Source organism: Nonomuraea sp. NPDC049684, assembly GCF_044465345.1.
In the GTDB taxonomy this organism is placed as follows: domain Bacteria; phylum Actinomycetota; class Actinomycetes; order Streptosporangiales; family Streptosporangiaceae; genus Nonomuraea.
This window is the reverse complement of the sequence record NZ_JBITLO010000005.1, coordinates 255,712-279,484: the sequence shown is the minus strand read 5'-3', so window position 1 is coordinate 279,484 and position 23,773 is coordinate 255,712. Positions and strand designations below refer to the sequence as shown.

Below are 23,773 nucleotides of genomic sequence, written 5' to 3'. Positions count from 1 at the left end.
CTATGACGGCGACCGTGCGGACCGAGCCGATGCCCTGGGTCGTACGGGCCGCCCGGTTCGTCATGACGCTCCAGGTGGCGTTCGGCATGGTGGGGCTGGTCTTCCTGGGCGGCGCGGCGTTGTCTAGCTTCGCGCCCGCCCTGCTCCTCCTGATCGCGTGGGAAGTGGCGTTCCTCTGGTCGGCCGGCTGGCTGATGGGGCGCTTCGGCGGCCGCCGCACGTGGGTGCTCTGGGCGGTCGTCGCCCTGGAACTGCTGGAGGTCCTCGCGTCCGTCGTGATCGACGTGGCCGACTCCGGCCGCCTCGATCTGCTGAGGCTGCTCCCCCAGAACGCCACCGGGCCGCTGCCCGTCGTCGTCCTGCTGCTGCTGCCGCCGTCCTGGCGCTGGTTCTCGCGGCGGAAGCGGACGGATGCCGCCTCTTGACAGGAATGGGCGAAGATCGTCCATGATCGGGCATGAACGCGTTGATCCGGGCGGCCCTCGTGGGGGCCGTCGTGGGCCTGGCACAGGCCGTCATCGCCTTTCACGGCCCTGAGGACGCCGCGGGCAACCTGCTGTTGATGTTGTTCGCGACCCTTCCGGCCGGGATGTTGCTGTCCTGGTACGCCATGCTGCGGAACTGGTGGCTCGTGGCGCTGCTGGGGCAGTTCGCCCTCATCGCGCTGTACGTCGGCCTGACCATGACCGCCCCCGTCTCCGACCTCCTCGCCTTCGGCGCCTGGCGCGTCGGCCTGATCAGCATGGCCGCCGGGGCGTGCGGCTACGCGCTGGGAGGAGGGATGGCTCTGCCCCTGGCCACGCCCGTGCGCCTGTCGGCGGTCGGCGTGGCCGCGTCCGTGTTCCTGGCGGCCTGGTCGAACCACGACGTGACCGTGCTCGCCGCCCAGGCCCAGGCCATGGCCGCCCGGAACGCCACGAACGTCGCGCCCGACCTGCCCGGGTTCCGGCTGACCGAGGTGGAGATCCGCCACCCGGACCTCAGCCTCACGTACAAGCGCGCCGACGCCGCCACCCTCGTGGTCGACGTCCTGCCGGAGACCATGTCCCCGGAGCATGCCTGCGACGACGCAGTCGATCTCCAGGAGGACATGACCTGCGTGGAGGCGGCGCCGGACCTCTGGATCCTGAGGTACGACTACGGCAGCACCGTGTTCACCGCCCATGGGAACACCCTGGTGCGGCTCGACGGCGGGAACGTGCCCGAGAAGCAGTTGCTCGCCGCCGCACGCGCCCTGCGTCCCATCGGCCTCTGGGAGCTGGCCGCGCCCGCGTACGAGCGACCGTGATGCTGCCAGGCAGCCGGAAAGTGATGAGAGATGCTGGATAGGCTCGGGTTCAGCGACGAGGAGGAGGTCGTCTACCTGGAGCTCCTGCGCCGCCGCCGGGTGACGATCCCCGACGTGGGCGAGGCGCTCGACCTGCCGGTGACGGCCGTGACGGCGGCCGTGACGCGGCTCGTCGCGCTCGGCCTGGCCAGCCGCGACAACACCGGGTTGTACATGGCCGTGCCCCCCGACGTGGGCCTCGGCACGCTGATCGCCGAGCGCCAGGCCGCGTTGCAGCAGATGCAGGGCAGGCTGGCCGAGCTGGTGGAGGTGTACCGCACGGGCGCGGCCTCGCCCGCGGGCGAGATCGAGGCGCTCACGACGCCGGAACAGCTCGCGACCTGGCTGGGCAACCTGGAACGCGGCGCCCGGCGGGAGGTGCTGGCCTTCTTCCGGCCTCCGTACGTGCTCGACGTCAACCTCGACGACTCCACCAACGCCCTGGCCACCTACCGCTACGTGTACGAACGCGCCGCGCTGGACGACCCCAGGGCCCCGGCCGAGATCGCCAGGTTCCTGAAGGGCGGCTACGAGATCAGGATCGCCGTCGAGCTGCCCAGCAAGATGATCATCGTGGACCGGGAGGTCGTGCTCCTGCCCGTCCTGCCCGACCAGACGAGCGTGGAGCCGGGCTTCCTCCTGGTCAGGGGGCAGTCCCTGGTTCACCTTCTGGTGGAGTTGTTCGAGCGGGTGTGGCAGGCGGCGACCCCGCTGCGGCTCACCGCCACGAGCGTGACCGAAGGGGTCGCGGCCTGGGACGACACCGACGTCACGCTGATGACGTACCTGCTGGCCGGGATGCCGGACAAGACGGTCGCCAGCCGGCTCGGCACCAGCGAGCGCACCGTCCAGCGCCGGATCCGGCGGCTGATGAAGCTGGCCGGGACCGACAGCCGCATGCAGCTCGCCTGGTACGCGGCCCGGTCCGGCATGATCCCGCTGTGAGGGGCGCCCCCGCCGGGGACGCCCCTCGCCTGGAACTACCGGCGTAGCTGGTACGCGCGGGTCACGGTCTGCTCGACGGTGGCGCCGTCGGCGTCGGTGGCCTGCACGCGCAGCGAGACGAATCCGCCTGGCTTGGCGGGGTTCCTGATCGTGCCGGTGAAGGCCCGATCACCGGCCCCGGCGAGCCGTACCGGCTGCCAGGTGGCGCCGTCGTCGGTGGAGGTCCACAGGGCGGCCCGGGTGATGCGCGGCCCCGCCAGGCCCTTGGGGTAGCGCAGGCCGAGGCCGACGCGGGTGACGGCGTTCGCGCGGGCGCTGTTGGCCTCGTCCACGTCGAGGTCGTAGTCGATCGACAGGACCGGCAGCAGGGCCGGGGCGGCGGCCTGCTCCGAGCGGAACGTCCAGTCGGTGCGCACCTTGGTGGAGGTGGTCCAGAAGGGCAGGTCCCGCTGCACGTCGGTCACCACGCGGTACTGGGCGCGTTCCGGCACCATCGGGAAGGCGACCGCCGCCGACGACACGGAGCCCAGCAGCTCGCCGTCGCGGTAGACCGTCGCCAGCTCCTTGTCGGCGGCGGCGCGGAACAGGTACACCTGGCCGGGCGCGGTGTCGAACAGGCCGCCCGCGAAGACCACGCCGACCGCGCCGTCGCGGACCGCGGACTTGTCCACCGCGGCCGGCAGCGCCGTGCGGACCACCGCCTTGTTCCAGTCGCGCGACACCCGCTGACCGGCCCTGAGCACGGACGGCGCGGTCTGCTGCCACGCCTGACCGCCCTCCCAGACCGTGCCCACCTGCATCGACTCCACGGTCGGCAGGTCGGGCGTGACGTACTCGGTGAGCGGCCGCGGGATGATCATCCGGCTGAAGACCTGGTAGCCCGCGGTCTGCATCGGCGAGTAGAGCAGCCGGGCGTACCCGGCCTCCGTGGCCGGCGCCGAGGCGTGGAACGACGACTGCACCGTGGCCAGCTCGGCCTCGCGCACCTTGTACCGCTGGTCGGCCGGGACGCCGCCATTGCGGTACTTGACCAGCTCGTAGGCGTACGGGCTCGCCGCCGTGCCCGTGAAGCGGACCTGCAGCCCGCCCCGGGCCGCCGCCGCGACCAGCCGGGCGCCCTGCTCGCCCGACAGCGTCATCGCCGGGATCCTGGTCGGCGTCGTGCTCCAGTTCTCGGTGCCCCAGTTGTCGGGCTTGTCGTTGTAGATGATGACCGCGCCCGCGCCCGCGGCGGCGGCGTTGTCGACCTGCTGCTGCGGCGTGAGCCCTGCGCTGCGCTTGACCAGCGCGAGCCGTCCCCGGACCGACCGGCCCGCGTAGTCCTCGGTACGCCCGGTCCCGGCGTCCGTGGCCCGCATGACGTGGGTGCCGTCGATGCGCGCGGACCCGGCCCGGCCCCGGAAGTACGCCGGCTCGATCGGCCCGGCACCGGCGCCGAGGGCCTGCGCCGTCAGCTCCGGCGCGGCGAGCGACCACTGGACACGTGACTCGAAGCCGCTGCTCGTGCCCTGGGACGGGACGGAGTACACCTTCGTCTCGCCGTTCATCCACTGTTCGAGGCCGAGCCTGCCGGGTCCGGCCGAGCTCTGCATCACCAGGCCGACCCGGAGCCTGTTCGTCTGGTTCGGCTTCGGGGTGTCCATGGTGACCGGACCGGCCTTGGCGCCGTCGAACGTGATGGTCCGGCCGGAGTCGATGACCGTGCCCGGCTCGGCGCCGTAGGTGTACTCCCAGATCCGGTTGCCCTCGGCGGCCATGTGGAAGATCTCCGCCATGAACGCGTGCTCGCCCCGGGGCAGCCGGGCCTTGACGGTGCCGTCCGCGCCGACCGGATAGCTGTCCGGAAGAGCCAGCTTGTCCAGGTTGAAGTCGTGCACGACGGCGACGCCGGTGGTCGGCTTGCCGTCCCGGTCGAGCACCTTGAGGGTGACGTCGAAGCGCTCGACGTCCCGGACGAAGCCGACGGCCGTGGTCACGACTGTCTGGCCGTCGGCGGTGGCCGCGGTGACGTGCGCGCCGTGCGCCCCCGCCGGCACCGCCGAGGTGTCCACGGTGACGGCCGCCGACGCGGTGCCGTGCGCCGGCACGGTCACCGTCTGCGCGCCCAGGGCCAGCGCCGCGGCCGGCAGGTCCTCGCCCGCGCCCTTGGCGGCGAGCGTCAGGGTGACGGGCTGGTCGCCGTCGTTGACGTACTCGATCTGCTTGGTGGCCGGCCCTCCGGCGTCCCAGTCGGCGAGCCTGAAGTCGAGCACGCCGGAGCCCGAGACGGGCTGGCGCACGGCGCGGCTCACGTCCACGCGGCCGGCGCCCTGGCTGTGCACGGGGGTGCCGGCCGTCGTCCGGGCCGTGCTGACGAGCTGGCTCTTCAGCCTCGCGGCGGTCCAGTCGGGGTGCCGCTGGGCGAGGATCGCGGCGGCGCCCGCCACGTGCGGCGTGGCCATCGACGTGCCGCTCGCTGCTGTGTAGGTGTCGTCCACCGGCGTGCCCATCGAGGTGCCCGCGGCTCGGGCGGCCACGATCTTGAAGCCGGGAGCGGTGATCTCCGGCTTGAGCGCCCCGTCGCCGCCGCGGGGACCGCGGCTGGAGAAGTCGGTGACCGCGTCCGCCGAGTCGACCGCGCCGACGGTGAGCGCCGCCTCGGCCACGCCCGGCGAGCCGACCGTGGTCGCCCCCGGGCCGCTGTTGCCCGCGGCGATGGTGAACAGCACGCCCGTCTCGGCGGTCAGCTCGTTGACGGCCACGGCCAAGGGGTCGGTGCCGTCGGCGCCCTCCTGGCCGCCCAGGCTCATCGAGACGACCTTGGCGCCCGAGTGGGCCGCCCAGCTCATCCCGTCGAGGATCCACGACTCCATGCCGACGCCCTCGTCGGCCAGCACCTTGCCCACGATCAGCCGGGCGCCGGGCGCCACGCCCTTGTACCTGCCGCCCGAGCCCGCGCCGCTGCCCGCGATCGTGGAGGCGACGTGCGTGCCGTGCCCGTGGCCGTCCTGCGTCGTCTGGTCGGGGACGAAGCTGCGGCTGTCGGCGATCCGGTCGGCCAGGTCGGGGTGCTTGGCGTCCACGCCGGTGTCCAGGACGGCGACCTTGACCCCGGTCCCGTCGTAACCGGCGGCCCATGCCTCGGGGGCGCCGATCTGCGGCACGCTCTTGTCGAGCAGCGCCTTGACCTTGCCGTCCAGCCAGAGCTTCTCGATGCCGCCGGAGAGCCGGGCCTTGGGCGTCCCCGCCTTGGCGGTGTCGTCGTCCACGGCCTCCCAGAACGCGCCGCCGCGCTTCTTGTCCGCGGCGACGGCCGCTCCCCGGATGCCGGGCAGCGACCGGGTGACCCGGCCGCCGTCGGGCGGAGCGGCCTTCGCCAGGCCCTTGCCGGAGTACCGCACGATGGTCGGGATCGACTCGCTGCGGGCGTCGTCGTAACCCTGGGCGATGAGCTGGGTGACGTTGAACAGCCGCTTGTCCACCTGGCCCGAGGCGACCAGCGGCGCGGCCTCGCGGGGCAGCACGTACACGTCGGAGCCGATCGTGTAGGTGCGCAGGTCGCCGGCTGACCGTTCGCCGGGGGTGACGCTGACCGAGACGGGACGGCCGGCCTGGCTGGCCACGGTGACCTCGTCCCCGGTGATGAGGGTGACCCGCGCGGTGGTGACCGGCGACGCCGGGACGCCGGTGACACCGGCGACGGGGGCCGTCGCGTCACCGTGCGCGCTTCCGGTGCCGGCCGCGACGAGCGTGGCGGCGAGGGCGGCGCTGAGCAGCGCCGCTCTACGACTGAATGGCATGGGGTGGCTCTCCTTCTACCGGTTGGGGGGTTGCGCAACCGGCAGAAGAAAGTTTTGCCAGAAAGGGACGTACACACCATGACTAGGGCATGGCGGACAACCGACATGTCAGGTCGTCGCCACCCGCCGGGTCAGCGACCCTTGTCAAGGCTGGACGTCGTGCGCGGTCCCGGCCGCGACCGCGCCCAGCTTGTCGGGGTTGGCGACGTTGTGGACGGCGGTGATGTGCCCGTCGGCGTCGAAGTCGAAGGTCACGGTGGCGACGACCCGGCCCTGGCCGCTGAACACCACGCCGGGGCCGCCGTTGAGCTCGGCGAGCTCGGCCCGCATGTCGCCCGGCTCGACGCCCTGGTAGGCGACCGTGCCGATCGCGGCGAACCACGCGGCCACCGTCTTCGCGCCCACGACCGGACGCAGCGCCTGGCGCACCTTCCCGCCCCCGTCGGTCCACAGGGTGACGTCAGGGGACAGCAGTTCCATGAGCGTGTTGATGTCGCCGCCGGTCGCGGCGGCCAGGAAGCGCCGCGTGACGTCCCGCTGCCGCGTCCGGTCCGCCGTGAAGCGCGGCCGCCGGGCCTGGACGTGCTCCCGCGCCCGATGCGCGACCTGGCGCACCGCCGCCTCGGAACGCTCCACCGCCTCGGCGATCTCGGCGTGGCTGAACCCGAAGACCTCCTTGAGCACGAACACCGCGCGTTCGAGCGGGCTCAGGGTCTCCAGGACCACCAGCATCGCCGTCGAGACCGAATCGGCGCCCGCGACGTCGTCGGCGGTGTCGCCGCTGGTCAGGATCGGCTCCGGCAACCACGGCCCCACGTACGTCTCGCGCTGGTACTGCGTGGACCGCAGCCGCTGCAGGGCCACGTTCGACACGATCCGCGCCAGGTACGCCTTCGGATCGGCCACCTGCGAACGGTCGTCGGCCGACCACCTGATCCAGGCGTCCTGGACGGCGTCCTCGGCGTCGGCCGCCGAGCCGAGCACCCGGTAGGCCACCGAGAACAGCAGCTTGCGATGCTCGTCGAAGACCTGCTGGTCCTGCTCCGAGTACGCCCGGCTCATCGCCCGGCGCCGATCCTGGTGAACCGGCCGCCACGCGGCCAGAGCGCGCCGGAGACCGGCATCTTCTTCATGCGGAGGTACGTCGGCCAGGGCGCTGCGGTCACCGTCTCCTTATACCGCGCGGCCGTGCGGCCGGTGAGATACACCCTGCGCGGGCTGTCGTCGGGGTGGGTGAACTGCACGACCCCGTCGTTGCGGCCGAGGCTCACGGGGGTGTGGTAGTAGCCGAAGCGGAACGGCCTGAGCCGCCGGCCGTCCAGGGCGCGCAGGATCGACACCGCGGCGTGCACGCCGGTCGGCATGCCGCTCTGGCAGGTGCCGTGCATGACGCCGTAACCCTGGCGGATCGCGGCGGCGTCGCCGAGGGCGTACACGTCCGGGTGCGACACCGAGCGCAGGAAGGCGTCGGTGACGATCCGGCCGCGGTCGTCCACGGTCAGCCCGGCTGACGCCGCCAGCGGCGAGACCCGCGTGCCGCTCGTCCACAGGACGACGTCGGCCGGGATGCTCTCCCCGCCCGCCACCTCGACCGAGTCCGGCAGCACCTTCGTGACCTCGACGCCGCCGCGCACCCGGACGCCCAGCCGGGCCAGCGCCTTCCGCACGTACTCCCTGGGCCCGGCCGCCATGGCCGCGCCTGGCTCCTGCCTGCCGAGCAGCACGACGTCCAGCCCGGGGTGGCGCTCGGCGATCTCGGCGGCCGACTCGACGCCGGTCAGCCCGCTGCCGCAGACGACCACCGTGCCACCCCCCACGCTGCCCAGCCGGGCCAGCCGGACGGCCAGCGCCTCGGCGTCCGGCACGCTGTCCAGCGTGTACGCGTGCTCCTCCACCCCCGGCACCGTCACCGTGTCGGCCACGCTGCCCAGCCCGTACACGAGGGTGTCGTAGTGCAGGACCTGGTCGTCGTCGATCCGCACGCTCCTGGCCTCCACGTCCACGGCCGTCACCCAGCCGCGCACGAACCGGGCCCCGGTGCCCTCCAGCAGGTCCGGGATGCGCATCTCGGCGACCTGCTGCCCGCTCGCCACGACGTGCATCCGCAACCGCTCGGTGAACCGCTCCTGCGCATTGACCAGGGTCACCCGGACGTCCGCCCGATCCTTGGTCCGCGCCGCGAGCTGAACCGCCGCCGCCATCCCCGCATACCCCGCCCCCAGCACCAGGACGTGGTGCGGGGCCTTACCGTTCTCGCGCTGCGTGGTCATCGCCGTTCCCTTTCCTCCAGTGCGTCCGACCACGTGATGCAAGTCCCCGCCCGTTCCGTGACACGCCCCCACTGTGATCCGCGCCACAGCCCGACGCCCCGACGGCAGGCCTGTCAGGCCCGGCCGTTACGCCGGATGCAGGACCCGAAGGTCGAGCCGCTGCAGGGCAGGCGCATGCCCGTCGCGATCAGAGCGTCCACGAGGTTCCCCGCGGCGACTTCGTTGAGCTTGCCGTCCTGGGTGGCGCGGGCGAGCAGCCACAAGGTGCCGTGCACGTCCAGGCCGTGCGCCCTCCCCACCGTCACCGCCTCGCGATCGTCCGGGACGGCGATGCCCCGGACCAGCTCCGCAGCGGAGAAGACGCTGGCCTCGCCGAGGTTGCGCTCAGCAGACCCGATGCGCTGCGCCCACTTCATGAAGCACCTGAGCTCCTCCAGCGAGTCGAGCCGCGCCAGGCCCAGCCAGTCGGCGTCCAGCACCGTCCGAAGGAGAGGATGCTCCTCCATCCCCGCGCGGATCTCTTCCCGGACGACATGGGTGGTCAGGCACGCGGTGCCGGCCAGGAGATCGCGCAAGACGTCGAGGCGCTCGGCGCGGGCGAAATGGTTCAGGCACATCGCGTCGAACACCAGGACGGGCTCCGGGCCCGGGTCGCTCACAGCTCGCAATCCGTGTCCTCGCGCACCGGCAGGTCGCCTGCCACGATCTGGCCGCGCATGAGCTCGACCGCACGGGACTCCGTTATGAGCGATCTCTTGAACGCTTCCAGCACGGCATGCGCGAAGCTCGGGGGCACTCGCACCGCTTCCAGGTCGGGCTGGGGCGCCCAGCCGACCGCTTCCATGAGCTCCGCCCGGGTGGGGTTCCTCCTGCGCATCTCTTTGGCGACGCCTCTGGTGACGGCTCCCGCCTCCACCGCCTGCCGTACGGTCAAAGACCAGGACGCCCTGAACCGGGCCGCGAGAACCACCAGATCCTCACGCCTCGCCGCCCCGTCCGTACGGGCCGCTGCGCGGAACGCCTCGACCGGAAGCAGAAGTTCGGCTGCGAACGCGTCGATGATCGCTTCCCTGTCGTCACGGGAGGCGTGGACGCCGATGTCGGTCGAGTATTCGTCTCCGACGATCAGATGCCCCAGCTCATGGGCCGCGGTCGCGCGCCGGCGGCCGGGATCGCCGTGCTTGCTGACGACCGCCACGGCCATGTCGCCCTCAACCAGTGACGCGCCTTCGCCCGGCACTTCGACGACCGCGACCAACTGCCCGAGCCGTTCGCACACGCTCATGAGCGAATCGATGGGTTCGGCCCTGTGCCCCAGGCGCTCTCGCACCCAAAGGGCCGCACGGCGGGCACCCGCAATGTCCTGAACCGGCTCCGGGCAGCGCCTTGTTTCGGGAGGACTGAACACTCCCAGGTCCACAAGCTGCCGAATGTCGGCCAGCCACGCGGAGAGCGCCACCTCCAAGCGGTGGGACTGCCGTGACGCGTCGGTCACCGTGTCGTCGGCCAACTCCGCGCGCCGGGACACCACCAGGGGCGCCGGATCGAGGAAATAGCTAAGAGGAACCCGGAGAACCGCCGACAATCTGGCCAGTTCGAGCGCGTCGACCCGGCGGACGCCTCTCTCGATCTTCGCGATCATCGTCCGGTCGAGCTTCAGCTCCGAGGCCAGCTCCTCCTGGGACATGTCGGCGGCCATGCGGCCCTCGCGTACGCGCTCGCCGATGTCCAGCCACTCTCCCGGCTCCTTCATAGTGCGATAATCGCACACCTACAGATGAAGGCGCGAGACCGGAAAGTCGAATCCCGGCAATCATCGCTCCAATAAACATTCATCCGCCTATTCGCACTTTCGCCCGTTTGCCTGACCTTTTCGGCGAACGAAGTCGCCTACGGCGGCATCCAACTGTTCATGATCGGCGTGACGCTCTCCCTGCTGCTGGCCCTGTCACCGGCGGCCGTGGCCGAGATTTCGAAGAACTTCCTGTTGACCGAGCGCGAGGCGCGCGTGCCGCTGAGCCCGGACGACGCCGCCGAGCAGGGATACCAGATCAGCGACAAGCTCGCCGCGCCCTTCGAGCTGAACCCGTGCGGGCATCGGCGGGCCGTCGACCGCGGCCGGACGGCCGCCCGCACGATCAGCCACTGGACCACCGGGCCCAGCAAGTCGGCCGAGCAGCTCGTCCTCTACAGGAGCCCGCGGGCCGCCCATGCCGCGCTCGCCGGCCTGCGGGCCGAGGCCGCGCGGTGCGCGCGCAAGGGCGACCCGTCCGCGCCCACGCTCAAGATCCAGTGGCGGACGACCAGGGTCAAGGCGGGGGACGAGGCCGTGGGCATGGGCTACCGGACCCGGCAGGACGGCAACGTGAACCAGACGATCACCGGGGTCGTCGCGCGCAGGGGCAGCGCGCTGATCATCTACCGGACCGACGAGGGCGACTACGACCCCGGCCGGCTCACCAGGAACGCCAGGAAGATGGCCGTCAAGGTCTGCGGCCTGCCCGGCGTCTGCTAGCCCGTCCGACTGCTAGCCCGTCCGACTGCTAGCCCGTCCTGCGCGACGACAACCGGTCCAGCAGGACGGGGACGACCGTGAGCGCGGCCAGCCCCGCGCCGATCCACGGGACGGCGGTGACCCCCGCCCCCGCGTCCAGCGCCGCGGCGGCCAGCACCGGCACGAGGCTGATGCCCAGTTGGAAGGCCGAGACGGTGGTGGCCCCGGCGAGCGTCGGCGCCCCCGACGCGATGGCGAACACCCGCCCGTAAATGGCCGGGTTCAGCACGAACCCGGCGACGCCCAGCAGCAGCACCAGCGGCACGACGGCCGCGACGTGCCGCCCGAGCACGGCCAGCAGCACCGAGCAGACCGCGATCCCGAGCGCCCCCGCCAGGAGCGCGTGGGTGGGCAGCCGGTCGGCGATGCGGCCCCCGACCGACAATCCGGCGAAGGCCCCCACGCCGAACAGCGTCAGGATCACCGGCACCCAGACCCCGGGCACGCCCGTGACCTCCGTCAGGAACGCCGCCAGGTAGTTGTAGGTGATCATGTAGGCCGCGGTGCTCAGCAGGGTGACGGCGTACACGATCCACAGCTGCGGCCGGCGCATCGTGCGCAGCTCGCCGCGGACGCTCGCCTGCCCGTGCCCGCCCGTGGCGGGCAGCGCCACGAGCGTCAGGATCGCGCCGGCGACGGTGAGGGCGGTCACCGCCCAGAACCCGCCACGCCACCCGGTGAAGTAGCTGATCATCGCCCCGGCCGGCCCGCCCGCGATCATCGCCAGGCTCAGCCCGCTGACGACCACCCCGGACGCGCGGGCGGTGCGGTCCGCCGGGACCAGCCCGATCGCGGTGACCGCCGCCACCGCCCAGAACCCCGCGTACGCCAGACCGGACAGAAAGCGCGTGACCAGCAGCACCGGATAGCTGTCGGTGAGGATGCCGATCGCCACGCAGGCGGCGAAGACCGCCTGGGCGACCACCAGCGTCGTCCGGCGCGGCCAGCGGAGGGTCATGATGGCCAGCGGCGGCCCGCCGATCACGACCCCCGCCGCGAACGCCGAGATCAGCCCGCCGGCGGAGGCCAGCGTGATCCGCAGGTCCGCGGCGACCGCCGGCAGGACGCCGGCGAGCAGGAACTCCGCGCTGCCCATCGAGAACAGGCTGAAGGACAGCAGGTAGACCCCCAGCGGCAGCCTGCCGCGGGCGACCGCCGGCCGCCCGGTAGCCGTGGCGCTCATCGGTCCGCCCCCGCCTCGCGCAGGGCCGAGGTGAGGTATTGGTCCAGTACGTGCCGGGGAGCGGCTCCCGTCCAGGAACCGGCGGGCCGTCCGCCGGCGTACACCACGAAGGCGGGGACGGCGTTGATGCCGTGCCGGGCGGCCAGGCCGGGCTGGTCGTCCAGGTCGGCCCGGACGACGTCCACCTCGCCCGCGCGGTCGGCCGCCAGGCTCTCCACGATCGGGGTGACGAGCCGGCACGGACGGCACCAGGCCGCCCAGAACTGGATCAGGACCGGACGTTCCGCCTCAAGGACGCGTTCGGTGAAGTTCTGCTCGGTGACGCTGCGCACCGAGCCGGGAGCATGCGCGGGCATGACGAGGTTTCCTTGCGTGTGGGGGCTAGCGAGCCGGGACGGAGGTCGCGCGGCGCCGGGCGACGGCGTCCCGCACCTCTTCGTCCACCAGGTCGGCGTTGACGGCGGACGCGGCGGCCGAGCCCATCCCCGCCGCCGTGACGACCTGCGCGCGCGGGTCGACGACGTTGCCCGCCGCCCAGACGCCGGGGACGCTGGTCCGTCCCGTCCGGTCGGTGACGACCCAGCCGGCGTCGTCCTTGGCGCAGCCCAGGGCGGTGAGCACCTGGTCCTGCGGCACCATGCGCGGGAACAGGAACACGGCGGCGCGCGGCAGGACCCGCCCGTCGGCGAGCTCGACGCCGCGCAGCCGTCCGTCTTCGACGACGAGGTGGTCGATCGGGCCTTCGACGACGCGCACGCCGCGGGCCTCCAGGCGGTCGCGGTCCTCCGGCGTCAGGTCGAGAGTGTGGGCCAGCAGGACGACGTCGTCGCTCCACTGGCGCAGGAGCAGGGCCTGGTGGACCGCTCCCGGATGCGTGCCGAGCACGCCCAGCGCCTGGCCGCCGACCTCGTGGCCGTGGCAGTAGGGGCAGTGCAGGACGTCCTTGCCCCACCGCTCGCGCACGCCGGGGATGGCGGGCAGCTCGTCGTACAGGCCGGTGGCGACCAGGAGGCGGCGGGCGCCGAGCACCGGGCCGCCCTCCAGCCGCACCGCGAAGCCCGGTTCGACCTCCTCCACGCGCCCCCGCACGAGCCGCACGCCGTACCGGTCGATCTCGGCCCGGCCGAGCTCCAGCAGGGTCGCGGGCGGCAGGCCGTCGCGGGACAGGAAGCCGTGCATGTGCGCGGCCGGGGCGTTGCGCGGCGCGCCCGCGTCGACCACGACCACCTTGCGGCGCGCGCGCCCGAGGAGCAGGGCCGCGCTCAGTCCGGCCGCCCCCGCCCCGACCACCACCACGTCGTGATCGGTGTCCTTGCTGTTCATCGCCGTAGTCATGGCGATCACCTCCGGCCCCGATGGTGCGATCCGGCACGCGGAGATGACAACTTCTGTTGCCATTTCTGGGAAAGCGGCGGTGGAATGGGCCTCATGGAGCAGCAATCCCGGATCGACGCCACGCTGGCCCAGGTCGGCGCCCGGCTCAGACACCTGCGCACGCAGCGCGGCGTGACCCTGTCGGCCCTGGCCGAGGCCACCGGCATCTCCAAGAGCACGCTCTCGCGGCTGGAGGCGGGGCAGCGCCGGCCCAGCCTGGAGCTGCTGCTGCCGATCGCGGAGGCGCACCAGGTGCCGCTGGACGAGCTGGTCGGCGCGCCGGAGGTCGGCGACCCGCGGGTCCGACTCAAGCCGGTGGTCCGCAACGGCCGGACCGTGCTGCCCCTGACCGCCCAGCCCGGCCCGCTCCAGGCGTGGAAGTCGGTCATCCCCGCCGACCAGAACCAGCCGCAGCCTGTCACGCACGAGGGATATGAGTGGATGTACGTGCTCTCGGGACGCGTCCGCCTGATCGTGGGCGACCACGACCTGGTGATGGGGCCCGGCGAGGCCGCCGAGTTCGACACCCACCTGCCCCACTGGTTCGGCCCCGCGGGCGATCATCCGGTGGAGGTGCTCAACCTGTTCGGACGGCAGGGCGAACGCATGCACATGCGCGCCCAGCCGCGCCCCCGGCAGCCTTCCTAGAGGGGTCCGGTCACTGGCTGGTGCAGCGGGTGGGCCGCACCACGATGACCACCCTGCGCTCGGCGTCGCCGACCGGCCGCGCGTAGTCGAGGCCGTACCGCCTGGCCAGCACGTCGAAGAAGTCACCCTGGGAGTCGGGTTCGACCCGCTCGACCGTCCCCCGCACCTCCAGGTAGCGGTACGGCTGCTCGGGATCGTTGACCGAGACGGCCACGTGCGGGCGGGCGCTGGCGTTGCGCCCCTTCTGCCGGTCGCTCGTGGTGGTGAAGCGCAGGAACTCGCCGTCCCAGATGGTCCACACGGGCGTCACCTGCGGGGTGCCGTCGGGCATCAACGTCGCCAGATGGACGTACAGGGGACGGGTCAGCAGGTCGAGATGGCTCTCCGGAATCACAGACATGCCCGGAACACTATCAAAGCTTTTATGACCATAAGAGCTTTGAGCCTCTGTCGACTTGTAGGCTCCATGCATGGACATGCCCCCGGAGGAGCGGCTCGGCCTCGACGTCAAGCGCGCCGAGCAGCGACTCATGGCGGCCAAGCACGCCGCGGTCAGGACCGCAGGGCTGACCGTGCCCCAGTACGCCGCCCTGCTCGCCCTCGACGCCAACCCGGGCATCTCCGCCGCCGCCCTGGCCAGGGCGTGCCTGGTCACGCCGCAGGCCATGAACGTCGTACTGAAGAACCTGCTCGAACACGGCCTGATCGAGCGTTCACCCCATCAGTGGCACCGCACCATGCTCGAAACCCACCTCACGGACGCCGGACGCGAAGCCCTGCGGGTGGCGGACGAGGCAGCCGTGATCATCGAACGCCGCATCTCCACCGCGTTCACCCCCGAGGAACGCGCCACCCTCCGCGCCCTCCTCGCCCGTTTCACCGAAGCGATCTGACCAGGCACCCGGCGCCGGGCAAGCTGCTCATCCGGCCGGGGGCGCGTGGCGCTCGTCCGCAGCGGCCCTGCCGAGGACCAGGTCGGCCATCCGCAGCAGCCGGTCCACGTACGCCCTCGCCTCCCGGCCGCGCGCCCGCCGCCGGATCCAGCGCAGGTCGCGGGCGCTCCTGATGAGCCGTTCCCGGAACTGGCCGTCGAGCGCCCTGCCCTCATTGCGGATGTACCAGAACATGACACCCGCGACTCCGTCGTCCGCCAGGACCAGGTCCGCGAACAGATCCCGATCAGCCAGCCCGGGAAACGGAACGTGCCGATGCTCTTCCCAAAGCACCGACACTTCTTCGAACACCTCAGGCGACACTTTGCCCACGCGCCAACGATACGGTCACCGCTCCACGCGAAGGCTCACCTGAGACCCCAGCTCGCGGAACCCGAGAGCCCGCGCCACCCGCCGCGACGCCTCCGGACGCGCCCTCCACTGCGGCAGCAACCCCGCACCGAGCGCGTCGGCCACCGCCGCCGACGCCACCGCCCGAGCCAGCCCCCGCCCCCGAAACCCCTCTGCAGTCAGTACGGACAGATGCGCCGCCGTGTCCAGCCACGTCCGATACCCGGCGGCGGCGACCACCTCCCCACCCGCACGAACCACCCAGACCGCCGAACCGGCCTCCGCCAGCCCGCTCTCGTCGGCATCCCGCTCACTCACCGCCGCCAGCAGCGCGCCGACCTCCGGGTCCCCCGGCGTCAGCGATTCGACCTCCGCCCCGGCATGGCAGGGGACGAACGCGTCGGCATCGACGTACGCGAGCGTCGCCGGCCCCAGAACCTCGCGAACCACCAGCCCCTCTGAAAGCCGCTCGGACAGCCGCGCCAGATCATCGCCGTCGTCGCTGACAGCGGCGCGCAGGGCCTGACGCAACGGCTCGCCCAACCCGGCGTCAGGCACCGTGACCAGCGCCCCGCCGTCCAGCACGACGATCCCCGTCCATCCGGGCGGACACATCCCCGACCCGGCGGAGACCACCACCGCGACCTCTCCCCGCCCGGGAAACACGACAGGAACCCGAGCCAGGTCCGCCCACAACCGTCCCGCCAAATCTCGCTGCACACTCAATGATCCCAAACAGCGCCACGAGCACCGCCGGACATGAGCCCTCCTGTTGTGACGACGACGCCGTCTCCCCCACAACAGGAGGTCTTCTCGACCGGCACCGGCCCGCTAGTTGCTCTCCGGCCGCTGCCGAACGTCCGGACGGCGCAGGAGACTGCAGCCCTGGCTGTTCATCTGGCGCCGCAGGACGGCGAGCTCGTCGACCAGGGCCTCGTAGTCCTGTTTCAGCTCGGCCTGGAAGGCGGCGAGTTCGGTCATCATCAGAACGATGCTGATCATGGTGAGGTCGTCCGCGGTGCGGGTGCTCCTCTCGAGCGCCTTGACGCGTAGCATCACCTCAAGGATCTGCGCCTCTAGGTTCACGGCTCCTGCCTGTTCCACGCAGGGAAGAAGATGCCGCACCGGTGGCCCGGCACGTGCGCTGACGTCAGCACAGTGACAGGTGGAAGGCAAAGAACCGAGCCGCGGTCCGACGCAAGGTGTAGTTCCTTTCTCCTGCCGCCAGGCGTCTTTCCTCCCGGGGATGCGGTTTCTCACCAGCCCCCCGACCACAAACGCAGCCGAACTACCCGAAAACCCGCAACCGCGCCGAGCCCCGTCGGGCCAGATCACCCTCACGCAGCAGTCGCACACCTGCCGGACTCCACGAACCCCGGCCGGTGAGCCCGACCCCGCAGCTCGTCGTACGCGGCACGGCACTCTTACAGGTGGAACCAGTGAATCCGCCGACAGGTGGTGCAGACGAAGCAGGTCGCGTCTCGGTTGGCCCAGTCCAGGCCCATGAAGGTCATTCCGGTCGTCTGCAGCTTCCACTGGCGGGACTCGAAGATCTCGCCCTGGCACGTGTCGCACCTGAGGTTCTGCCCGTGCGGGAGCCTTACGGTGGTGGCCTCGTCCATGTTCACGATGCTAGGCGATCACCGATCGACCCCTCCTTCTCGACGACCTGTGGTCGGCCGCTCGTCCCCGCGTCCTGATCCCCACGCGAGCCCGACCGCCTGCGCCGCCGCAGTCGACAGAGGGGTGGCACAGTGGACATCAGTGATCGAGGAGGAGTTGAAGAACCATGGGTGACTACTTCGAGCGGATCGTCGACGTCGAGGTGACCGGCCAAGAGGCTGAGCCGCTCGCAGAGCGCGTGGTCGACTGGATGGTTGCCGAAGGGCTGATCACGCGCGAAAGATCCAGTGACGGCATGTACAGCCTGCAAGTGGACGACGGATACGAGCCCGGCCCCAACTGGCAACGGGCAGTGGCCGATTCCTCGGATCCGTCCTGGATCCCGGGCCCGGTGGCGGTCATCGTCGGACGCGATTCCCACGTCGGCGGCCAGGGAATGAGCGAGGCGGACTCCGCGACCTGCCCGCGCTGTGACACCACCACCGTGATCATCGACTACCCGAACGCCTGGGAGGCGGACCAGGCGGCCTGGCAGCCGTTCAGCGACGGCATCGACACCTGGAAGGAGACCGGCGAAGGAAGTGTCACCTGCTCCTCGTGCGGAGCCTCCGTCCCGGTCACCGAGTGGCAGTTCGGCTCGGGTTTCGACCTCGGAGCGCTCGCACTCGACTTCTGGGGCTGGCCGCCTCTGAGCGTCAGCTTCCACTCGGAGCTGAGCAAGCAACTGGGCCACCACATCGAAATACAGACAGGCAAGTTCTGACACCCCGCCCGTCCCGGCACTGTCGGAGTCGAGAAACCTCACCCCATCGATCAGTGGGGCACACCGTCAACAAGGCAGCATCCCGACTGCTTCTCTGCCGGGAGTCTCCCGTAATCTCTGGCTATGCCCACCGACAACCCCGAATGCCGTTGCATCCTCTGCCATGACCATGGGGATCGGGATGAGCTGGACCGCGCGGATCAGCAGACCGTCGAACACATTCGGGCACACGGCTGGAGTGTGAAGATGATCCCAGAGGACGACCATGGTCCCGGCTTCGCCTACACGGTCGGCCTGTGGCACACCCACCGCTCCCCCGAACTGTCCATGTTCGGCCTGGACGTACATCTCATGCACGAACTGCTGAACGACCTCGGCAACGACATCGCCGCCGGCCGACCGGCACAGGCCGAGCAGGAGCGGCACGATATCCTCGACCGCCATCCCGTGGTCCTCAAGAACGTCGATCTCAGGTGGTACCGCGAGTTCTTCGGTCGCGCCATCTCGTTCTATCGCCGACCGCCCTTCCCGGTCCTGGAAGTCCTCTGGCCCGATCGCGAAGGCCGCTTCCCCTGGGACACTGGATACGACGAGCAGTACCGCGAGCTTCAACCTCACCTGTGGCTGAAGCCGGAGGATCACCCCATCGGCGTCTGGACACAGCTCATGCAGCCACCCAATCCCTCTGCGTCCTGATCATCTCGATGTCGGAGGAAGCTGTCCGCCCAGTAGGCAGGCCTGGACGGGGCGGCCACATGCGGGAAATCGGCGAGCATCTCCAGCAGGCCACGTGTGCCGTGTGAGTTCGTCGTCGGCGGCCACAGCCGGCAGACGCGGTTCCGTGAACAGGACAGTGCCAGGCGGGCCGCCCAGGCCCTGAAGCTCCTCCAGAAGCAGGGCGCCGACCGATGGACGGTCCAGCACGCCCGCGCGCTGTCGCAAACCTTCACCGTCTTCGCCTTCGACCAGGCCCCCGCGGACGGCCGCCGCCAGGCGGCGATCTACCGGGACCGAACGCTGGCCGACAACGTCACCTGGTGGAACCGTACGACGGGCGCCAAGATCCAGGTGTCCGGGCTGAACGCACACCTGAGCTACACCCCGATCGACACCGCATTCGCATGGGCGGTGAGCAGCGCAAGCGGCTCGACGACCGTTTCGTCACCGTCAGCACCAGCTCCAGCCAGGGCGGCTACGACTTCTCCCCCTCCGAGGCCGCCTGCCCGGACGACACCAAGCCCGCCGAACGACCAATGACCTGCAAGGGGTGGGTCCCCGCCGCAGGCCCCGACTACAACGAGTATGTCCTGGACCGGGTGCGCTACCGCGACTTCCTGCTGGACACGCGCACCGCTCCGCGGTCGGCTCGGACGTGGCCGGCGCAGGCCCGGCCCACCCGCCTCATCGGCGGCGGCTTCTGGTCCCCCGACCATGCCGTCCATGCCCCCCCCCTGAGCCGCTCCTACGACCTAGTGATCCACCTCCACCAGGTCAAGGCGGCCACACTGAGCCGATGACGGCATACGCTTTCCAGCCTTCGGACGGCTCCTTCACAGGGCAACCATGATGGTGATCAGTCCAGACCGGACCGGTCGTACATCTCCTCAAGTTGCGCCTGACGTTGCGAGTCGCCAAGCGTGATCCGGACTTGGACAAGGTGTCCATCGGCGTCATGGTCGGCAGAGACGGGGAAGAACCCGTCTCCCCAACTGGTCATGAGGCACATCGTCCGAGTGCCATCGACCTCGATCGTTCCGGCCTCGTGCTTCGCGGCTCTGACCTGGGCCATGATCTGCCAGTGGTGGGAGTGCGGCCGGAAATCCACCGCGATCATCCGTCCGGCACCAGCCTGTTTCCACTCCTGCAGAGCGATGGCACGGTCGGCTGCCTCTCTGACAGGCAGATCCGCCCATCCGTACACTCCGTCCTCCCCTGGGTGGGTGAGAAGCGAGGCGCCGAAGCCGGCAGCGGCCTCCTGTACCGATCGTCCCCAGAACGCGACGTCGGCCATGCCGTCGATCGGCTCCTCATGTCGCCACGATGCCAATCCATCGGCATCGATGAGGCTGAGCCGTGCCGCGTCCACCCCGACATGGCCCAGGAGTCTGGTCGATGTGGGCTGCGTGGAGCGCATCGTCAGGATGACCGACTCCCATCGCACACCGATGCTCCCGTAATCCCGGGAGGTTGCTGTCACGGCGATTTCCTGATCGGTGGGTACATCGCCGATCGCCACAATGGGAACGCCGTTCATGATGAACTCCGAACCGCCAGCCCGCACCGCGCGTTCGACCCGTTCACGATGCGCCACCCGAGGTTCTTGACGTTCCAGCCAGGCATCGAATTCATGCGCCTGGCAGTGCTGGGCGAATATGGCACCCAGTTGCTCGACCGCATGTCCGGGGACGTCATAGAGCCACGTACCCCGCTGGCGATCGAAGGAGCGAGCGGCAGTCTCGGCGTCAGGGCCTACCACGGCCAGGTCAGCCGACGCGCGGATACTCTCACGCAACGCGGGATCGTCTATCGCGGAGAGCATGACCTCGTCCACTGCCGGAGGCGCGTCCGCTGACCACAAGTTCAGGTAACCGGTATCGGCGACCACCAGCCGTGCGGACGGGCACGTGATGGACCCCAGCGATGTCGGGGCATCGATCCTCATCGAGGAAGTATGCCCCAGCCTTCCCCGAGTTCGATCAACAGCGCTGCATGTCCGCTGTCCACATACACGCCGCCCATGGCGGAGGCAGGCTTCAAGCAGCGCTACATGCGTGGCCGAGGCCACGCATGAAGTGATCGAAGGAGCCGATCTGGAAAGGCTGGCCCGTCTGCGTCAGACACGGTCGTGGCCTACGCGCGGAGCTGGCACATGGGATCGCCGTTCGGCGGTGCACAGGGAACGGAGCACATACCGCCAGCCCCATCGGCAAGCTATTTTGCACGCGTCGCGGCATCCAGCATCTGCGCAGGATCATGACTAGCCGGGAATCCACCAGCAGTAGAGCAGTTCATCGCTCTCCTTGGCCCTTCGCGCCAGCGCGACGAATTCCTTGACCAGATCAAGCACGTAATCGCCATCGTGGAAGCTGGAGACATCCTCCTTCATCCATCGCTGGGCAATTTCGGGCAGGCGGTCGTCATCGACCTCGGCCAGTGCATCGCGCACGCTCACCGAGAGTTCATCGATCTCCGGCCCCTCGCGATAGGGCGAATCCTCCGGCAGCGCCAGCCATTCGTCTTCGGTCTTCGGCGCCCCTTCGGACGGCGGGAACAAGGTGACGGTCTCGACCAGATCGTTCGAGTAGGGGACGCCCTTGATGACGGCCACGAGTTCGCCGAGGGACCCGGTGGGATCGATCCACTTGGTTTCCACGACGTCGAACGCCGGAGCGTCGGAGAGGGGTTTGGCCGGTGCCCGTAACTCGCTCGGCCGCCAAGTTGCGGTGGCGCGATTGGGAGCCCGGTAGTAGTCGTGCATGGCGCTCATGTGTGCGCTCCTGTCGATGAGGTCGCGAGTGAAACGACGCTATGGGATTACGGGATACGGCTGGAAGTACGGACAGGTGGTCGATATTGGGTGAGCCGGCGCTGAGAAACTGAGCACCGGATCGTCGAACGCCCCCCGTCATTTGCGACGGCCGGCAATGCAGTGGCGATCGTAGGGCTCTATCTGTGCGGCGGCGTGACCCCCTGGCCGGAGCGCGGTCAGTTGTTCTGCGCCGCCTGATCTACACCTGTCATCAGACTCGGAGACATTCGGCAGGCCCTGGCCGACCTCACGCCGAGCAAGGCGGGCTGATCACCGGCACCCCGCCTCCCGCCCCGGAGAAGACCGTGACGATGAGCAAACGACACCATGCCAGAAGCGGCCACCGCCACGGAGAGGCATTCTGGGCCGAGGTAGCCCGCCAACAAATCGCCACCGCTCACAGGAGCGCACCTCGGCAAAGCAGGCGAGTACCGATGGGGCCCTGTGCCTCTGGGCCTAGAAAGATCATGTCTAGGTCCAGGAGCTCACCTGGAGACGCATCAAGCGCCTATCCAGGAACTCCTAATCTCGTCGAGCTCCATCGGGCCAGATCACCCGTACGGGCACCTCCCGTCGCCGTGCCTCGGCCACGACGTCAGCAGTGCCGCCGTAGCCTCGGGCCGGCTGCCCGTCCCAGACGGCGAACAACGCCTCGGCGTCGTCCAGCATCCGCGCGCTGGCCGTCATGTGCGGCTCCGCGGTGGACTCCACAAAGTCCAGCCGGTGAGTCCGGACCGCCCGGCCCAGCAACTCGTCGTACGCAGCATGGCACTCCCCCGGCAGCCCGTCCCGATACTCCTTGGCCGGGATCACAACCTCCAGCACACCACCGAGATCGAGCACCGCACGAGCGAAGATCTGATCAGCCCCAACCGCCAGACAGGACAACCCGGCGACTCCAGGACCGTACTCAGCAAGCGCCTCACGTACCGCCCCGTCAACCAGTACGGCGGTCTCCTCCGGCAAGCCTCGATGACCGGACACAGCGATGCGAACCATGATCCCCTCACTTTCCCGGACACGCGCGCTCCGCCCGCCTCCTCCCCGAGCCACCCACGACCTTCATCAAGGCACTGGTGATCGCCCAGAGCCGGAGACGTCTCTCCGGATCTAAGGTGGCACCGTGGCGAAACGGAAGGGCGGCAACCATAATCGCCGTCTCAAAGACCGGCTGTGGGACGACAGGGGCCAGGAGTGGACGCGGGTCGTCGGGCGTACCTATGGCACCAGCGCCCAACGCGCAGCCGAGTTGTTCGCTGACCGTTCGGTACGCATGGGTTCCTGGCGGATGTCGGGGCCGGTCACGTGGGCGGACTCTCCTGCGGAGCGAGAGCGCCAGCGGCACCGATACGGCCACTCCGGGAGTGAACCCGGTGTGGCCATCGAGGTGACGGAGTGGGCACGGCCGAGCGGTGAGCGCCTGTTGCTCGTCGAGGAGCACTGCTGAGCTTCAGGATTTGGCGGCGTGCCCGTTAGGAACTTGTACAGGTACCGCCGGTGACACTCCGCTTCGGGCGACAAGACCTTAGGGCTGGTGGTCGTTGGAGAGGTTGATCCGGATTTCCGTGTTGCGGTAACCGGCACGCAGGAACGCGGCCGCCACCGGCGCGTTGCCCATGTCGGTGGTGGCGGTGATGCGCGGCGCTCCGTTGGCCGCGCGTATGCGGGTGATCTCGCCGAGTATCTCGTCCACGTATCCGCGCCCGCGGATACGTGGACCACCCCGAGATACCCCACGTTCACGCTGTACGGTGTCGCCGACGGGATCGCCATGCCTGCCACCTCGCCCTCGGGCGTCCAGGCGATCCGCCACCACTCCCGCTTGCCCGGCGCACCGAGATCGAAGTCCATCTCCTCGCGCGCAGTCGCGTCCACGCCCTTGGCCGCCACGCTCGTACGGGTCTGGAAGTCCAGGCTGCCCTCGGCGATCCTCGCGAAAACCGCCAGGAACTCCTCATCGGACGCCTCGACGAAACGCAGCGCCCCGCCCACCGTGGGTACCCCGTCGGCCGGCGTCCACTTGAACTGCAGCCGTTCCACCTCCTGGGTGAGGCCGGCCGCGCGCGCCGCCGCCCGCCGCCACTCCACAGCCGCCGAGGTGGCCGGATCCGCACGCCAACCGCCGGCCACCTTGATCGCATACTGCACGGGCCGCGGGAACACGGCCAGCGCGCGTCTGATCAGTTCGGCGGCGATGGCGGTACGCTCACCCACCGCGGGATCCACATCGAGGCAGTCAAGCGCCACCGGGTGCGCGCTGTCCCTCGGCCCCCACCACAACGCCCGTCCCACGACTCGCTCGCCGACCTCGGCGATCCACGTCCACTCCGGCCGGTACATGTTCTCGGCCAGCTCTGCGAGGTAGCGGTCGGCGGGGATCCAGCCGACCGGCTCGGTCACGACCCATGCGGTGACACGGTCGAGGTCAGCAGGCATCAAATGCCGCCCACCCGGGCACTCACAACGGGGGCCGCCCTCTGAACGGCTTCCGCGCG

26 protein-coding genes and 1 pseudogene are annotated in these 23,773 nt (G+C 70.3%); 10 read left to right on the top strand and 17 right to left on the bottom strand.

The genetic code is table 11. The features are described 5' to 3' along the window. Positions 1–2: 2 nt before the first annotated feature. Genes ACIBST_RS18460 through ACIBST_RS18450 form a run of 3 tightly spaced genes read left to right on the top strand, consistent with a single transcriptional unit; the run spans position 3 to position 2,272 of the window. The gene (locus tag ACIBST_RS18460) at positions 3–425 is read left to right on the top strand and encodes a hypothetical protein (protein ID WP_397172973.1); all 423 of its coding nucleotides are present in this window, start codon (positions 3–5) and stop codon (positions 423–425) included. A 32-nt stretch (positions 426–457) separates the two neighbouring features. Beyond that, on the top strand, positions 458–1,288 hold the full coding sequence (locus tag ACIBST_RS18455) for a hypothetical protein (protein WP_397172971.1): 831 nt from the start codon (positions 458–460) through the stop codon (positions 1,286–1,288). Positions 1,289–1,318: 30 nt separating this feature from the next. Continuing rightward, entirely contained in the window at positions 1,319–2,272 is a 954-nt protein-coding gene (locus ACIBST_RS18450; protein WP_397172969.1) for a helix-turn-helix domain-containing protein, read from the top strand. Between the two features lie 35 nt (positions 2,273–2,307). On the opposite strand, the gene ACIBST_RS18445 is transcribed toward ACIBST_RS18450, so the two are convergent. The 5 genes from ACIBST_RS18445 to ACIBST_RS18425 all read right to left on the bottom strand — a co-directional run bounded on the left by ACIBST_RS18445 (position 2,308) and on the right by ACIBST_RS18425 (position 10,074). Beyond that, on the bottom strand, positions 2,308–6,051 hold the full coding sequence (locus tag ACIBST_RS18445; RefSeq protein WP_397172967.1) for a S8 family serine peptidase: 3,744 nt from the start codon (positions 6,049–6,051) through the stop codon (positions 2,308–2,310). Positions 6,052–6,195: 144 nt separating this feature from the next. Beyond that, positions 6,196–7,113 (bottom strand): RNA polymerase sigma-70 factor, encoded by a 918-nt coding sequence (locus tag ACIBST_RS18440; RefSeq protein WP_397172965.1) that lies wholly within the window; start codon positions 7,111–7,113, stop codon positions 6,196–6,198. After that, complete coding sequence (locus ACIBST_RS18435; protein WP_397172963.1) at positions 7,110–8,321, bottom strand: NAD(P)/FAD-dependent oxidoreductase; 1,212 nt, start codon at positions 8,319–8,321, stop codon at positions 7,110–7,112. Before ACIBST_RS18435 ends, ACIBST_RS18440 begins: the two co-directional genes overlap by 4 nt. Before the next feature lie 113 nt (positions 8,322–8,434). Next, a complete protein-coding gene (locus ACIBST_RS18430; RefSeq protein ID WP_397172961.1) occupies positions 8,435–8,980 on the bottom strand; it encodes a DUF3368 domain-containing protein in 546 nt (181 codons plus the stop codon). Next, positions 8,977–10,074, bottom strand: a complete 1,098-nt coding sequence (locus ACIBST_RS18425) for a helix-turn-helix domain-containing protein (RefSeq protein ID WP_397172959.1) — start codon at positions 10,072–10,074, stop codon at positions 8,977–8,979. The genes ACIBST_RS18430 and ACIBST_RS18425 overlap by 4 nt, the downstream gene beginning before the upstream one ends. Before the next feature lie 159 nt (positions 10,075–10,233). Here ACIBST_RS18425 and ACIBST_RS18420 point away from each other — a divergent pair, with 159 nt between their 5' ends. Further along, positions 10,234–10,836 (top strand): hypothetical protein, encoded by a 603-nt coding sequence (locus ACIBST_RS18420; RefSeq protein WP_397172957.1) that lies wholly within the window; start codon positions 10,234–10,236, stop codon positions 10,834–10,836. Between the two features lie 28 nt (positions 10,837–10,864). Here ACIBST_RS18420 and ACIBST_RS18415 read toward each other — a convergent pair whose 3' ends face one another. From ACIBST_RS18415 to ACIBST_RS18405, 3 genes are read right to left on the bottom strand one after another with little or no spacing between them, the layout of a single operon-like run. Further along, positions 10,865–12,058: an MFS transporter gene (locus ACIBST_RS18415; protein WP_397172956.1), complete on the bottom strand. Its 1,194-nt coding sequence runs from the start codon at positions 12,056–12,058 to the stop codon at positions 10,865–10,867. After that, complete coding sequence (locus ACIBST_RS18410; protein ID WP_397172954.1) at positions 12,055–12,414, bottom strand: thioredoxin family protein; 360 nt, start codon at positions 12,412–12,414, stop codon at positions 12,055–12,057. Before ACIBST_RS18410 ends, ACIBST_RS18415 begins: the two co-directional genes overlap by 4 nt. Before the next feature lie 25 nt (positions 12,415–12,439). Next, complete coding sequence (locus tag ACIBST_RS18405) at positions 12,440–13,393, bottom strand: NAD(P)/FAD-dependent oxidoreductase (protein ID WP_397172952.1); 954 nt, start codon at positions 13,391–13,393, stop codon at positions 12,440–12,442. Between the two features lie 93 nt (positions 13,394–13,486). Here ACIBST_RS18405 and ACIBST_RS18400 point away from each other — a divergent pair, with 93 nt between their 5' ends. Continuing rightward, entirely contained in the window at positions 13,487–14,080 is a 594-nt protein-coding gene (locus ACIBST_RS18400) for a helix-turn-helix domain-containing protein (protein WP_397172950.1), read from the top strand. A 10-nt stretch (positions 14,081–14,090) separates the two neighbouring features. Here ACIBST_RS18400 and ACIBST_RS18395 read toward each other — a convergent pair whose 3' ends face one another. After that, positions 14,091–14,480 (bottom strand): PPOX class F420-dependent oxidoreductase, encoded by a 390-nt coding sequence (locus tag ACIBST_RS18395; protein WP_397172948.1) that lies wholly within the window; start codon positions 14,478–14,480, stop codon positions 14,091–14,093. 70 nt (positions 14,481–14,550) lie between these two features. Between ACIBST_RS18395 and ACIBST_RS18390 the strand changes: the two genes are divergently transcribed. Next, the gene (locus ACIBST_RS18390) at positions 14,551–14,973 is read left to right on the top strand and encodes a MarR family winged helix-turn-helix transcriptional regulator (RefSeq protein ID WP_397172946.1); all 423 of its coding nucleotides are present in this window, start codon (positions 14,551–14,553) and stop codon (positions 14,971–14,973) included. Positions 14,974–15,000: 27 nt separating this feature from the next. On the opposite strand, the gene ACIBST_RS18385 is transcribed toward ACIBST_RS18390, so the two are convergent. From ACIBST_RS18385 to ACIBST_RS18370, 4 genes are all read right to left on the bottom strand, one after another. After that, a complete protein-coding gene (locus ACIBST_RS18385; RefSeq protein WP_397172945.1) occupies positions 15,001–15,207 on the bottom strand; it encodes a hypothetical protein in 207 nt (68 codons plus the stop codon). 153 nt (positions 15,208–15,360) lie between these two features. Beyond that, the gene (locus ACIBST_RS18380; protein WP_397172943.1) at positions 15,361–16,002 is read right to left on the bottom strand and encodes a GNAT family N-acetyltransferase; all 642 of its coding nucleotides are present in this window, start codon (positions 16,000–16,002) and stop codon (positions 15,361–15,363) included. Between the two features lie 192 nt (positions 16,003–16,194). Beyond that, positions 16,195–16,467, bottom strand: coding sequence for a hypothetical protein (locus tag ACIBST_RS18375; protein WP_397172941.1), 273 nt, complete (start codon positions 16,465–16,467; stop codon positions 16,195–16,197). 320 nt (positions 16,468–16,787) lie between these two features. Then, entirely contained in the window at positions 16,788–16,985 is a 198-nt protein-coding gene (locus ACIBST_RS18370; RefSeq protein ID WP_397172939.1) for a hypothetical protein, read from the bottom strand. 167 nt (positions 16,986–17,152) lie between these two features. On the opposite strand from ACIBST_RS18370, the gene ACIBST_RS18365 reads away from it, so the two are divergent. The 4 genes and pseudogenes from ACIBST_RS18365 to ACIBST_RS18350 all read left to right on the top strand — a co-directional run bounded on the left by ACIBST_RS18365 (position 17,153) and on the right by ACIBST_RS18350 (position 19,266). Then, on the top strand, positions 17,153–17,749 hold the full coding sequence (locus ACIBST_RS18365) for a hypothetical protein (RefSeq protein WP_397172937.1): 597 nt from the start codon (positions 17,153–17,155) through the stop codon (positions 17,747–17,749). A gap of 123 nt (positions 17,750–17,872) precedes the next feature. Continuing rightward, positions 17,873–18,445, top strand: a complete 573-nt coding sequence (locus tag ACIBST_RS18360; protein WP_397172935.1) for a DUF4262 domain-containing protein — start codon at positions 17,873–17,875, stop codon at positions 18,443–18,445. 96 nt (positions 18,446–18,541) lie between these two features. Continuing rightward, positions 18,542–18,832 (top strand): annotated as a pseudogene (locus ACIBST_RS18355) (hypothetical protein); the annotation flags it as partial. After that, positions 18,787–19,266: an erythromycin esterase family protein gene (locus ACIBST_RS18350; protein WP_397172933.1), complete on the top strand. Its 480-nt coding sequence runs from the start codon at positions 18,787–18,789 to the stop codon at positions 19,264–19,266. The pseudogene ACIBST_RS18355 and the gene ACIBST_RS18350, both read left to right, overlap by 46 nt. Positions 19,267–19,322: 56 nt before the next feature. On the opposite strand, the gene ACIBST_RS18345 is transcribed toward ACIBST_RS18350, so the two are convergent. The 4 genes from ACIBST_RS18345 to ACIBST_RS18330 all read right to left on the bottom strand — a co-directional run bounded on the left by ACIBST_RS18345 (position 19,323) and on the right by ACIBST_RS18330 (position 23,714). Continuing rightward, positions 19,323–20,411 carry a hypothetical protein gene (locus tag ACIBST_RS18345; protein WP_397172931.1) on the bottom strand — a complete coding sequence of 363 codons (1,089 nt, stop codon included), beginning with the start codon at positions 20,409–20,411 and terminating at the stop codon, positions 19,323–19,325. A gap of 315 nt (positions 20,412–20,726) precedes the next feature. After that, positions 20,727–21,236 carry a hypothetical protein gene (locus ACIBST_RS18340; RefSeq protein WP_397172929.1) on the bottom strand — a complete coding sequence of 170 codons (510 nt, stop codon included), beginning with the start codon at positions 21,234–21,236 and terminating at the stop codon, positions 20,727–20,729. Positions 21,237–21,800: 564 nt separating this feature from the next. After that, positions 21,801–22,277, bottom strand: a complete 477-nt coding sequence (locus ACIBST_RS18335; protein WP_397172927.1) for a hypothetical protein — start codon at positions 22,275–22,277, stop codon at positions 21,801–21,803. A gap of 219 nt (positions 22,278–22,496) precedes the next feature. Beyond that, positions 22,497–23,714: a hypothetical protein gene (locus ACIBST_RS18330; protein WP_397172925.1), complete on the bottom strand. Its 1,218-nt coding sequence runs from the start codon at positions 23,712–23,714 to the stop codon at positions 22,497–22,499. Positions 23,715–23,773: the final 59 nt, after the last annotated feature.